Annotated in this window: 12 protein-coding genes; 3 read left to right on the forward strand and 9 right to left on the reverse strand. The window is 60.0% G+C overall.

The features are described 5' to 3' along the window. Positions 1 to 44: 44 nt before the first annotated feature. From ACSQ83_RS16855 to ACSQ83_RS16865, 3 genes are read right to left on the reverse strand one after another with little or no spacing between them, the layout of a single operon-like run. Complete coding sequence (locus ACSQ83_RS16855) at positions 45 to 773, reverse strand: histidine phosphatase family protein (protein WP_436228931.1); 729 nt, start codon at positions 771 to 773, stop codon at positions 45 to 47. Next, on the reverse strand, positions 770 to 1,558 hold the full coding sequence (locus ACSQ83_RS16860) for an oxepin-CoA hydrolase, alternative type (RefSeq protein ID WP_414952325.1): 789 nt from the start codon (positions 1,556 to 1,558) through the stop codon (positions 770 to 772). Before ACSQ83_RS16860 ends, ACSQ83_RS16855 begins: the two co-directional genes overlap by 4 nt. Then, the gene (locus ACSQ83_RS16865) at positions 1,555 to 3,096 is read right to left on the reverse strand and encodes a 3-hydroxyacyl-CoA dehydrogenase (protein ID WP_436228932.1); all 1,542 of its coding nucleotides are present in this window, start codon (positions 3,094 to 3,096) and stop codon (positions 1,555 to 1,557) included. The genes ACSQ83_RS16860 and ACSQ83_RS16865 overlap by 4 nt, the downstream gene beginning before the upstream one ends. Positions 3,097 to 3,211: 115 nt before the next feature. On the opposite strand from ACSQ83_RS16865, the gene ACSQ83_RS16870 reads away from it, so the two are divergent. After that, on the forward strand, positions 3,212 to 3,871 hold the full coding sequence (locus ACSQ83_RS16870; RefSeq protein WP_414952327.1) for a glutathione S-transferase family protein: 660 nt from the start codon (positions 3,212 to 3,214) through the stop codon (positions 3,869 to 3,871). A gap of 3 nt (positions 3,872 to 3,874) precedes the next feature. Here ACSQ83_RS16870 and ACSQ83_RS16875 read toward each other — a convergent pair whose 3' ends face one another. Both ACSQ83_RS16875 and ACSQ83_RS16880 read right to left on the reverse strand, forming a co-directional pair. Next, positions 3,875 to 5,056, reverse strand: a complete 1,182-nt coding sequence (locus ACSQ83_RS16875; RefSeq protein WP_436228933.1) for a pyridoxal phosphate-dependent aminotransferase — start codon at positions 5,054 to 5,056, stop codon at positions 3,875 to 3,877. Positions 5,057 to 5,098: 42 nt separating this feature from the next. Next, positions 5,099 to 5,626 carry a putative toxin-antitoxin system toxin component, PIN family gene (locus tag ACSQ83_RS16880; protein ID WP_414952329.1) on the reverse strand — a complete coding sequence of 176 codons (528 nt, stop codon included), beginning with the start codon at positions 5,624 to 5,626 and terminating at the stop codon, positions 5,099 to 5,101. A gap of 55 nt (positions 5,627 to 5,681) precedes the next feature. Between ACSQ83_RS16880 and yaaA the strand changes: the two genes are divergently transcribed. Continuing rightward, a complete protein-coding gene (gene yaaA, locus ACSQ83_RS16885; RefSeq protein WP_414968369.1) occupies positions 5,682 to 6,461 on the forward strand; it encodes a peroxide stress protein YaaA in 780 nt (259 codons plus the stop codon). A 32-nt stretch (positions 6,462 to 6,493) separates the two neighbouring features. Then, on the forward strand, positions 6,494 to 7,654 hold the full coding sequence (locus tag ACSQ83_RS16890; RefSeq protein WP_414952331.1) for a M14 family metallopeptidase: 1,161 nt from the start codon (positions 6,494 to 6,496) through the stop codon (positions 7,652 to 7,654). Positions 7,655 to 7,820: 166 nt separating this feature from the next. Here ACSQ83_RS16890 and ACSQ83_RS16895 read toward each other — a convergent pair whose 3' ends face one another. The 4 genes from ACSQ83_RS16895 to ACSQ83_RS16910 form a co-directional block, all read right to left on the reverse strand. Further along, positions 7,821 to 8,420: a BspC domain-containing protein gene (locus ACSQ83_RS16895; protein WP_436228934.1), complete on the reverse strand. Its 600-nt coding sequence runs from the start codon at positions 8,418 to 8,420 to the stop codon at positions 7,821 to 7,823. A 163-nt stretch (positions 8,421 to 8,583) separates the two neighbouring features. Continuing rightward, on the reverse strand, positions 8,584 to 9,258 hold the full coding sequence (locus ACSQ83_RS16900) for a hypothetical protein (RefSeq protein ID WP_414952333.1): 675 nt from the start codon (positions 9,256 to 9,258) through the stop codon (positions 8,584 to 8,586). Positions 9,259 to 9,375: 117 nt separating this feature from the next. Beyond that, positions 9,376 to 10,194, reverse strand: coding sequence for a LuxR C-terminal-related transcriptional regulator (locus ACSQ83_RS16905; protein WP_436228935.1), 819 nt, complete (start codon positions 10,192 to 10,194; stop codon positions 9,376 to 9,378). Between the two features lie 762 nt (positions 10,195 to 10,956). Then, complete coding sequence (locus ACSQ83_RS16910; protein WP_414968366.1) at positions 10,957 to 12,171, reverse strand: DUF2863 family protein; 1,215 nt, start codon at positions 12,169 to 12,171, stop codon at positions 10,957 to 10,959. Positions 12,172 to 12,325 lie beyond the last annotated feature (154 nt).

Here is a 12,325-nt window from a genome sequence, read left to right on the forward strand (position 1 = left end):
CCTCCGGTCTTGCGTTTATTTACCGAGGCACCGCGCTTGAGGCGCTATGACTTCATCAGCGATTTGAAGCGCACGAACTGCGCGTACAACAGTTCCATAGTTGTGTTGCGTACCGCGGCGTGAAGCGGCGAGGGCGGGGAATGATTCATCGCGCGGATGACCCAATCGGCCGGTTTATCGCCGACATCGAGCGCGTTGATGCAGCCCGTAGTCTGCGAAAGATGGCCGAAAAACGTGCGGCCGCCGCTGGTGATCGCGTGCGATAACAATGCGCGATTGACGCCGCCATGCAGCACAAGCAGCACGGTGTCCCAGGACGAATCGTCGCGTAGCCGTTGCATCGCGGGCAATACGCGATCAAGCAATTCGCCGATAGTCTCGCCACCCAGAAACGCAGTCGTTTCCGGCACGATGCCATCGAAGACGCTGAGAAACGCGCGCTCGAAATCTTTGGGCGGAAGGTCGCCCAGACGGCCGCCGCGAATCTCCTGCCACTCCGGCCATATATCAATGTCGATCTGCTGACCGGTTTCGGCCAGTACGCGTTGCGCGGTTTCGAGCGTGCGCGGCAGACCGCTGGCGATGACTTTATCGAAGTGAATTTGCTGCGCCTTGAACTCGCGTCCCGCCGCGCTGGCTTCTTCCCGGCCGCGTTCGTTTAGCGGCACACCTTCGGGATCGATAGCACGGCCGGTTGCATCGAAGTAAGTGACGTCGCCGTGGCGCATCAGGAAAATACGGCGGCGTTTGGGCAGTTCGTACGAGGTCGTCATTTGTAGTGCGGTGGCCGTTTTTCGAGGAACGCGTTGATGCCTTCGAGCGCGTTGCCGTTATGAAGAGCATCGACGAAACCATCGCGTTCGTCATCCAGATGTTCCGCCAACGACTGCGTTTCGGCCGCGGTGATCAGCGTCTTGATCCGCGAGAGCGCTTTCGGCGCCATGCGGCCGAGTTCATCGGCCCACGCGATGGCCGCGTCGAGCGCTGCGCCCGGTTTCGTCACGCGGTTCACGACACCGACTTCATGCAGTCGCGTGGCGCCTATCGGTTTTGCCTCGAGCAGAATTTCGGTGGCGAGCGCACGCGGCAACGCGCGCGTGAGGAACCACGAGCCGCCGCCATCGGGCGTGAGGCCCACGCGCGAGTACGACATGACGAACTTGGCGTCGTCAGCCGCGACCAGCAGATCGCACGCGAGCGCCAGCGAGAACCCGGCGCCCGCCGCAGCGCCTTCCACAGCGGCGATCACCGGTTTCGTCGATGACCGCAACGCGATGATCCACTCGCCGAGCATGTCGATACTCGCAGCCTGTACCGACGGATCCTTGGCGCGGTTCTCAAGCAAGCGGTTCAGGTTGCCACCGGCGCAAAAGAAGTTATCGGCGCCGGTCAGCACGATCGCGCGCACCGACGTATCGCGTTCAGCCGTATTCATCGCTTCGATGCCGGCGGTGTACATGTCCGGGTGCAGCGCGTTGCGGGCGCCCGGATTGGACAGCTTGAGAACGAGCGTGGTGTCGCTTTCGGCGGGTCGGGCGGACAACAGTTCGGCGCTCATGCTGCGACTTCATCGAAGGTAAGCGGCAAGCCGAGTTGCGCACGCCGCGCGAGCCACGGCGACGGACGATAACGCGGGTCACCGAGCACGGCCTGCATGTTGCGCAGGATCGTGAGAATGGTGCTTGCGCCGAGCGCGTCGCCCAGCGCCAGCGGACCGCGCGCATAACCTAGGCCAAGCGTCACGGCAAGGTCGATATCCGCAGGCGACGCAATGCGTTGCTGCGCGATATCGCAACCAATGTTGACGATGGTCGCCACCACGCGCTGCGCGACGAAGCCGGTCGAATCGCGAATCACGGTGACGGGAACGCCATCGAATGCGAAGAGCGCGTGCGCGGCATCGCGGAATTCGGCGGTCGTGGCGGGCGTGGTCATGATGGTGCGCCGGGTGGCATCGGCGAGGGAAAACAGCGTGTCGATAGCGACCGTGCGCGACGCGTCGAGTTTCTCCACGACGGCTGCGGTGGTGGCATCGTGGCCGAGCGGCGTGACAATAATCAGCGAATCCGGCGCGGGGCTGCCGCCGGTATCGATAGTCACCGCCGTTTCCATCTTCGCGATCAGCCGGAACACTTCTTCGCGCGCGTGGGCAGATGCCCGGCTGACCCATACGCGACGCGGCAACGTTGTAGGCGCCGGTGCCTCTTCGGGAACCTGCTGCTTGCCGTCCACGTATTTATAGAAACCTTCACCGACCTTGCGCCCGATCAAGCCACCGGCGAGCCGCGTGCCCGTGATAGGCGACGGCGTGAAGCGCGGTTCCTCGTAGAACTGGTGATAGATCGACTCCATCACCGGATGCGAGACGTCGAGCGCCGTCAGGTCGAGCAACTCGAACGGCCCGAGCCGGAAACCCGCTTGTTCGCGCATGATCCGGTCGATATCCGCGAAACTCGCCACGCCTTCGCTCGCGATCCGCAGGCCTTCGGTATTCATGCCGCGCCCGGCGTGATTCACGATGAACCCGGGCATGTCCTTCGCGCGCACGGCCGTGTGGCCCATCTGGCGGCCGAGCGCCATCAGCGCGTCGCCGGCAGCAGGGTCGCCGCGCAAGCCATCGATTACTTCGACCACTTTCATCAGCGGCACGGGGTTGAAGAAGTGCAGGCCGACCACGCGCTCCGGCTTGGCGCACCCTGCGGCAATGGCGGTAATGGACAGCGACGACGTATTCGACGCCAGGATGCAATCCGCACGGACCACGCTTTCCAGCTCGCGGAACAACTCGCGCTTGACCTCCAGCTTTTCCACGATCGCTTCGACCACCACATCGCAATCGGCCAGATCGCCGATCGCCCCAGCCGCATGAATGCGCGCCAGCGCCGCGTGGGCATCGGCTTCGTTCAGCTTGCCTTTTGTGGCGAGTTTGTTCAGGGTGTCAGCGAGATACTCGCGTGCAGCCGTGATGGCTTGCTGATTGGTGTCGTACAGACGCACGTTCAGGCCGCCGAGCGCTGCGATCTGCGCGATGCCGCGTCCCATCGCGCCACTGCCGACAATGCCAACGGTCCGAATCTCTGTATCGCGAAAACTCATGGCGTGTCTCACTCCTTTTTTGCTAGATTAGCACGATCGTACTGTTTGTAAGATGACCCCAAAGGCGATCGATTGCCTGTATTGATTAAAACGAAAGATGTCCAGGAGACTCAAGATGCTCAAGCTGTATGGTTTTCCGCTGTCCAACTACGTGAACAAGGTGAAATTCGTGCTGCTCGAACACGGCATTCCGTTCGAGGAGGTGCGCGCGAATTTCGGCCAGGACGAAGCAACCCTCGCGCGCTCGCCGCTTGGCAAGGTTCCGTATGTGGAAACCGAGGCTGGGGCGCTGTGCGAGTCGCAGGTGATTGTCGAATATCTGGCGAGCGCTTATCCGGAGAAGCCCATTTTTTCCGCCGATCCGTTCACGGCCGCCAAGGAGCGCGAGATGATCGTGTTCCTCGAAACGCATCTTGAACTGGTTGCGCGCGAGCTTTACAAGCAGGCGTTTTTCGGCGGCACGGTGACTGACTACACGAAGGTACGCGCGGAAAAACGGCTCAGGCATGGCATCGCGGGATTGAAGCGGATTGCGAGGTTCGAACCGTACGCGCTCGGCACGACCTTCAGTATCGCCGATGTGAGCGCGTTCGTGAATTTGCCGCTGATCGGGCTGACGACGAAAGCCATCTATGGAGGGGATTTCCTGCTGGAATCGGGGATCGACTGGAAGACTCACAACAAGCTGGTGGGCGAGCGGTCGGCCGCACAAAAGGTCACGGCCGACCGGCTCGCCTTCATGGACGCGCAGAAAAAAGCGCTGCCGAAGATATAGCCGTTAAAGGGTGGCGAGACGTTCAAGCGCGGTGCGTAACGTCTCTTCCTTTTTCGCGAAGCAAAAACGCACGACGCCCGATTCGTGGCTCTCGTGATAGAACGCCGAAACCGGAATGGCGGCGACCCCGATTTCGCTCGTGAGCCATTGCGAGAATTCGGCCTCAGGCAGGTCGCTGATGGCCGAATAGTCGACGCACTGGAAATACGTGCCGTCGCAAGGCAGCAGCTTGAAGCGCGAGTTGGCCAGCCCTTCGCGGAAAAAGTCGCGTTTTTGCTGATAAAACGCGGGTAATTCCAGATACGGCGCGGGATCTTTGAGGTATTCCGCAATGCCGACCTGCATCGGCGTATTCACGGTGAAGACGTTGAACTGGTGAACCTTGCGGAATTCCGCCGTGAGCGCGGCGGGCGCCGCGACATAGCCGATCTTCCAGCCCGTCACGTGGAAAGTCTTGCCGAAACTCGACACCACGAAACTGCGCGCGGCGAGGTCTGGGTATCGGCACACGCTTTCGTGCGGAGCGCCGTCGAAGACCATGTGTTCGTAGACTTCGTCGGAGAGGACCAGCAGGTCGGTGCCGCGCAGGATCTCGTCGAGCTTCTGCATGTCCTCGGCGCGCCAGACGCGGCCTGTCGGATTGTGCGGTGAGTTGATGATCAGCAAGCGCGTTTCCGGCGTGATCGCGGCCGCGATCTTGTCGAAGGGCAGCGCGTAATCGGGTGCTTCCAGCGATACAAACACCGGTTTGCCACCCGCCAACTCGATGGCGGGCACGTAACAGTCGTACATCGGCTCGATCACGATGACTTCGTCGCCCGGATGCACGCAGCACAAGATGGCGGTCAGGATGGCCTGGGTCGCGCCGGCCGTGACGGTGATCTCGCGCTCGATGTCGTAGTGGCGGCCGTACAGCCGTTCGATCTTCTCGCTGATCGCGTGGCGCAACGGCGCGGCGCCGGCCATCGGCGGATATTGGTTGTGGCCGTCGCGCATGGCCGTCGATACGGCGTCCACGATGCGCGGATCGCATGCGAAATCCGGAAAGCCCTGGCCTAGATTGACCGCGCCTTTCTGTGTCGCGAGCGCGCTCATGACCGTGAAAATGGTCGTGCCGACGTTCGGCAAACGCGAGGCAATGGCGGGAGCAGCGGACGAAGTCGGAAGGTCGTGCGAGGCGTTCATGGCGTGGGCGATCGGCTGCGCTAAAAGGAAATGTGTCCTATTTTAAACGTCGAAAGCGTTTGTTACCTCGTTCGTTGCTTTAGTTGTTTCTTCATAAGCTTCAATGTCCGCTTTCAGGCTGCCTAAGAAGCTGGCTACGAACGGCGCGGGCTGGGCGATTCGAAACCCGAAATCGCGTGCCGTGCGTTTCGCGAGTTTAAGCACGGCGCGATCCTTCGATACCAGCCAGTCGGCCTTGCTCGCGTGCGCCAGTTCGAGAAACTTCTGGTCGTCGCGATCGCGGCATTTCGGCAGCGGCGGCGCGTCTGCAGGCGGCGGTTCGGGCGCGACGAATTGCGAAAGCCGCGCGACCGTTTCAAGCGCTTCGGATTTATTCACGGCGAAGCGCGCGAATTGCGGATAGTCCAGCACATATGTCAGTTCTTTGAGGCAGCGCGCATCGATCAGCGCTTGCAGCGTGCCGGCTTCAAGCGCGGCACGGATTGGGCGCGTGATGGGGTCATCGAATACAAGGATGTCGATCCAGACATTCGAATCGAGCACGGCGCGCAGCACGGGGGATTTTTTCATTCGATACAATCGAGGGTTTCCGTCTTCATCGTTGGCAGCATGCCGGCGAGCCCCTATGATAATCGTTCTATCGCCGGCCAAATCGCTCGACTACGAGACCCCGCCTCACGTCAGCAAGCACACGTTGCCTGAATTCGCCGCCGATTCCGCTGAACTCATCGACGCGTTGCGCAAGCTCTCGCCACAGGAAATCGGCAGCCTCATGCATATCTCCGATCCGCTCGCGCGCCTCAATTTCCAGCGCTATGCGGACTGGTCGCCGAGCTTTGACACGCATAATTCGAAGCAGGCCATGCTGGCGTTTAACGGCGATGTCTACGAAGGTTTCGACGCAAAGTCGCTGCACGCGGCGGATCTCGACTACGCTCAAACTCATGTGCGCGTACTCTCCGGATTGTACGGACTGCTGCGGCCGCTGGATCTGTTGCAACCGTATCGGCTGGAAATGGGCACGAAGTTCGCCAACGCGCGCGGCAAGGATTTGTATGCGTTTTGGGGTGATCGAATCACGTCAGCCCTGAACGCGCAGATGAAAAAACAGAAGGGCGCGCGCGTGCTGGTGAACTGCGCGTCCAACGAGTATTTCAAGTCGGTGCAGCCGAAGCGCCTGGACGCGCCGGTGATATCGCCGGTCTTCCAGGACTGGAAAAATGGCCAGTATAAGATCATCAGTTTTCACGCAAAACGCGCGCGGGGCATGATGGCGCGATTTGCCGTGCAGCATCGGATTGACGAGCCGGAAGGCCTGAAGGCTTTCGACAGCGATGGGTATGCCTTCGATAAAAAGGCATCCACCGAAACGAGTTATGTGTATCGCCGGCGGCTGGGTTCTTGAGCGCCACGAGCACGCACTATTAAGGAAGCGTCATGAGCATTTCAATCACGAGTCAATTCGATGCAGGCGCGATCGAGGTTGTGTCCGCCGAGGACCCCGCGGCCATTCGCTTGCGTGTGCGGCCGGACAGCCACGCCGAGTTCGCACAGTGGTTCTACTTCCGCGTCTCGGGCGTGCGCGACGAGCCGCTCACGATGAACTTCGAAAACGCCGCTGACTGCGCGTTCGCCGATGGTTGGCGCGAGTATCGGGCAGTGGCGAGCTACGACCGCATCAACTGGTTCCGTGTGCCGACTCGTTACGACGGCCGCGTCTTGACCATCGAGCACACGCCGGATTTCGATGCCGTGTATTACGCCTATTTCGAGCCGTATAGCGAAGAGCGCCATGCAGGATTTCTCGGTGCCGTTCAGCAAATGCCGCACGCGACGCTGACTGAAATAGGCCGGACGGTGCAAGGCCGGCCCATGTCGCTCGTGTCGCTTGGGTTGACCGAAGAGACCGAGCGCCCGGTGAAGCCGAAGAAGAACGTGTGGATCATCGCGCGCCAGCATCCCGGCGAGACCATGGCCGAGTGGTTCGTGGAAGGTCTGGTCAAACGGCTGGCGGGCTGGGGCGACTGGGCGGGTGATCCTGTCGCACGATTGATCTTCGATCACGCCGTGTTCCATATCGTGCCGAACATGAATCCCGACGGCAGCGTGCTCGGCAATCTGCGCACCAACGCCGCGGGTGCCAACCTGAATCGCGAATGGATGGAACCGGACGCCGCGCGCAGTCCTGAAGTGCTGGCCGTTCGTAATGCCATCCACGCGCTGGGCTGTGATCTTTTCTTCGATATCCACGGCGACGAAGCGCTGCCTTACGTGTTCGTGGCCGGGTCGGAGATGCTGCCCGGCTTTACTGAAAAGCAGGCGCTGGAACAGAAGGCGTTCATCGAATGCTTCAAGCAGGCGAGTCCCGATTTTCAGGACGTGTACGGCTATGAAGCGAGCAAGTACCAGACGGACGCGTTGAAGCTGGCATCCAAATATGTGGGCAATGAGTTCGGATGTTTGTCGTTGACGCTTGAGATGCCGTTCAAGGACAACGCGAATTTGCCGGACGAGCGGGTTGGATGGAACGGCGAGCGCAGCGCCGCGCTGGGGGCGTCGATGCTTCAGGCTATCCTGCGGCATCTGCAGGCGTTCTGAGGTTGGCGCGCTGGGTGAAGTGAACGCGCTGGTGCGCATGCGATGCCTGCGCGTTCTGAAGGGTGTATATCAAAAGGGTGTGATCGCTGGATAGCGATCACACCCTTTTGCATTGACGTTGAGGTTGAGACGATGGCTCGGAGAACGTGCCTCAGAGCCCCACGGCTCAGTGCTTCTTTTTGCTCGCCGATTTTTTCGTCGTCTTGCTGCCTGCCGATTTCGAGCTCGTTTTCCCTTTGCCCTTGACCGCACCATGCCGGCCTCTTGCACCGTGGCTCGAGCGGGGTTCAGCTCGCGGCCTGGCTGACGGCACCGGATCGTTCCAGCCGAAAGCCAGCATCTGGCTGCCTACATAGCCGCAACGGAACTTCAGCGTAGAAGGCGTGGAGTCGCCGTCCTTGGTGACCCCAAGGCCCTCGACCGTCACGACGTTGTCCACCTTGATGCGTTGCTTGTGGTCGTCGAATGACTCGTTCCAGGGGACGATGCTGCCATGAGCGGAATCGAAGGAACTGGCGGGAAACTCCACATGATCGAACGCCGTCGATGTACTCGCCACGAAACTTCCGTGGGCAGCGCAGTCGGCCACCAGGGGATTGGCGTTGAAGTCGGTAACGAAGTGATTGACGAGCTCGTTGCGTTCGTCAAGCGTATCAGCGAACGCAGTGGCGCTGCACGCGGCCGACACCAGGGTCGCCATTGATGCAACTGCCACCAGCCGGCCGACCAGCCGGAGCAGTCGACGCGGTACTTGAATACTATCCATCAGGTTATGCACTAAAGAGACAACAGGCACGTAAGATGCCCGACAGTGAGGTGGAGTTCCATCTTATATTAAATTCTTTCACGAACTGCCAAAGATGCCCGGCCTCGACACAGCTTCTGCCGAGGACTTTGATGCGGGACAAGGTTTGGAATCGATACAGCGTTTAGACCCGCGGCCCACGATCCAGCCGATAACGCCGGACGTCGAACGTAGTGATCCAGGCAGGCCGGTAGACGGTGATCAGGATGGTGAATACGCCGGAGAACAAGGCCTCGCCGGCTACGAGCAGGGAGGCAGCTAGCGTAAATCCGGCCGGGATAATCATCGCGCCATTTGCAAGCACGATTTCCAGCAACAGCCCTGCGGAACATGCTACTGCGACAGCGCACGCTGATGTCAGGAAACCGTGGCCGACGATAAAGACAAACAGACTGCGCGGAATCCACGCCTGGATAGCTTTCTGTAGCAGCGACGATACGGCGACGGGCAATGCCCCGAACAATAAGAAGGTCACGGGAACACCGGGCCATGAGGCATCCAGCACGACCGCCGCCAAACCGGTTGTTACCGCCATGCCGACCATTGCGAGTTGCCAGTCGAACAGCGTGACCATAAGCGTTGCGCCTAGCAGATGAATGGCGGGTCCATCTTCGAACCAGGTATTGCACGCCCACAGTACCGTGACGGCAACCACAATGCCGAACCAGACGTGTTGAAGCGTCCCGTCCTGCAACCGTCGAAACGGGTTCTTCCAAATTGCAAGGGCGAGCACACCCGCAGTGACAATCCAGCCACCTATTGCGAGCCAAAGCGGAAGAGGTGTGTAGAAGAAACCCATAAATCTTATATTACTCGTTTGCGCCAGAAAACGTGTGCATTGACTGTGCCAGCGGGGATTTTCCAACACGCAACGCGTTAATTTACGCGTTGCGTGCCGGCTGTGAAATAAGCGCGTTCAGTCGCCGAAACGAGGTTGAGGTTCTGCTGCCATTGGCAGCAGATGTTCTTCAAGCTCCGGCCGCGGCGCATACGTCAGCAAAGCGGCCGTGCGCAGCGGCACGGGACCGGCATCGCCGAGCGCCGGCCTTGGCGACGCGTCAGCCTCGCGCTTCAGGACTTCCAGGTAGCCGTTCTGCCAGCCGTTATAAATAGCGACGGCGGCTGCGCGATTCGGCGCACCGAGTTGCTGGAAAATGCTGCCCAAGTGAATTTTTACGGTGCCCTCGCTGATTCCAAGTGTTTTCGCAATGATCTTGTTGGTGCTGCCCATGTGCACGCACCGCATGATTTGCTGTTGGCGCAGTGACAAAGTGTTGAAGCGCTTTGAGCCCTTTCGGATTTGTTTCGGCTCAGTGTCGCGACGTGGCAGGAAAACAGGCTCGAGCGCGGGGTCAAGCGCGCACGCGGGAACGTAATGGCCGCCCAGCAGAACCATTTCGAGCGCCCTGACAATCAGCGTAGGGTCGAGATCGCGCGGCACCACGCCGAGGACACCTGCGCTCAGAAGAAGTCGGACCTGAGCGGTCGACGCTTCGTCCACGATGATTGCCGCAGGAATCCCGGGGAAGGCATTCAACAGCGTGCGCAGGTCTGCCATGCGCATGGCGTCGTGCCAGTCGATCACGATCATGTCCGGCTCGAGCCGCAAGATCGCACTTGCCGCTTGCCGCCAGTCTTTTGCCTCATTGAAACGCGCGCGCCGGTCGATATGCCTCAAGAGCGCCTTCAAACCTTCGCGACGCTCGGCTTCGGAGTTGACTATGGTGAATTTCATGCGTGCCTCGTTGTTATATGGGTTCGGCGCGATGCCCGCTGCCGGGCGGGCGATATGCGGCTAACCAATAATGACCAATCGCGGCCGAAATTGCGCCCTGACCGAATGGCATAAACATTACGCACAAAATTCCCCGCAGTGTTTCGCTTGGCGGTTGATTTAGCGAATTAATTTCAATTCAAGGAGACTTTGTTAGGAGGGTTCTGAAATGCGTGTGCGCGATGTTGGGATGAGTCTTAAGTATGAGTGCGAATACGAGACGAGATGAGACGTATCCGAAGCGTGCTTCCGCGCTGTGGCATCGGAATAAATTTGGATAATTGGGATTGCATTTGCTTGAATCCACGAGCGGCGTTGTTTTCATTCAACAACTTGGCAAGTGGCTTGAGGTTTTCGCTGTCTTCACGCACGGATTTTGTTCGCCCGGCAGTGTTGACGGGGCGATAGATAGTGGCTTGGAGAATGGAAACACGAGGAGCCGCTGCTGCCCGGATCGCATCTCATAGACGACAGGGCGGAGGTATTCGGTCGCTGAGGGTGCTGCATGAAAAAGAACCGTTCCAACGGGCGCTGGAACGGTTCTTTGTGTCGCTTCGGGAAAGTTACAAATGGGCCCGTCAAGATGGGCGTTGCATCTTCTCGCCGGGTTCGGAAGCGCTAACTTCTCGATCCCTTGTGATGATGCAAATGAGGGGAGGGTGGCAACAAGCGGCACACGAGACCCAAACGCCTTCGCCCTCCAGCTTCTTCAAACCTCTTACCTCAGTGAAAATGAGGCTGGGCTGGCTCAGCGTCTTCGGGCATTTCCGCGTGGACAATTTCCCCGAGCGGATCCGCGTACAGCGGCACGCCGCAATCGTCGCAATATTCAGGTTCGAAACGGCCGGTGTGTCGGCGCACGTCGGTCACGCCCGAGCGCTTCAACAGCGCGACGATCTCTTCGACCGGACCATCCGCGCCCTCTAACTCGGCCGCTTCTTCGGCCGCGTTAATCTCGCCGTTTTCTCGTCCGTAAAGTGGCCAGACGACGCCATAGATCACTTCGTTGCTGCCACGGCGCGTAAAGCCGATCCGATATTCATCGACGCGTTGCTCGCCAAATCCCGCAATCACGGCACGTAGTTCGTCAGGCGCCGTTCCGAGCGTGTCGAACAGGTACCGAACCGCGGTGCGGACCGAGTGCGGCCGAACCTGTTCGTCGGCGTCACGACATGCCGAATAGTAGGCGTCGGGCAGCAGACATTCGAATTCGCAGCCGGGCAGGATGGCCGCAAAACTGGCGCCGCCTTGGGTCGCCCAGTGTTCAAGACACTGGCCGCGTTCGATCCGGGTGCCGGCCGTTTCCTCTTGCCATCGAAACAGCGCAGTGCCAACAGGCACGATGGCCATCGCCAGCAGAAAGCGCGGGTCCGCAAGTATGGGCGATGTTTCGGGCAGGTCACCGAGGTTGAGGCGTGCAGGCGCGTGGCCGAGCACGGCCTGTATGAGCTGCTGCGCGACGCGTGCAGTTTCCACGTGGTGCCGCGGTAACTGGTCGATGCTATAGAGGTACGGCGCGAGCGCCACTTTCGCGCCTTCCGCGAGCACGTGCGCTTGCAATTGGATGCGCAACGCGTCGACCACTTCGGCTTTGAGCGGCCCGGAAGGGATCGAGTAGCGCGTCCAGGCCAGCACGGGCGCCGCAATCAGCAGCGCTTCGTGCGGCACACCGTCGATCTCGATTGCGAACGACTCGCTTTGTGTTTCCGCCATATCGGCGAGCGCGCCGTAAGCGTCGGGGAACTTGAGTTGGAGGTGATCGAGCGCGGCATCGAGCGCGGTCTGATTGCCGTTGCGAACAATTTTCCCGAGAAGCGTGTCGAGGCGCGCTTCCCAGAATCGGTCTTCTATACGGCTGCCCGATGCGAACAGCGAGAGCGAAAGACCGACGAGCTTGTCGGCATCCGGGGGAAGTCGTTTGGCGATTCGCGAGCGCATAGGAGGCAGTTATCAGGTGCAGAGAACCTTAGATTGTAGTCGCTATGAGTCGGGTTGGACCATTAGTGCGCGACCTCTCTGCGATGCTGGTTTTGGAGCTTCACTAAAGCTTCCCCGCGCCTGCCTTTGGCGCGCTTTGTAGGTGTGGAGAAAT

Origin of the sequence: Caballeronia sp. LjRoot29 (assembly GCF_964252755.1) — a bacterium.
Lineage (GTDB): Bacteria > Pseudomonadota > Gammaproteobacteria > Burkholderiales > Burkholderiaceae > Caballeronia.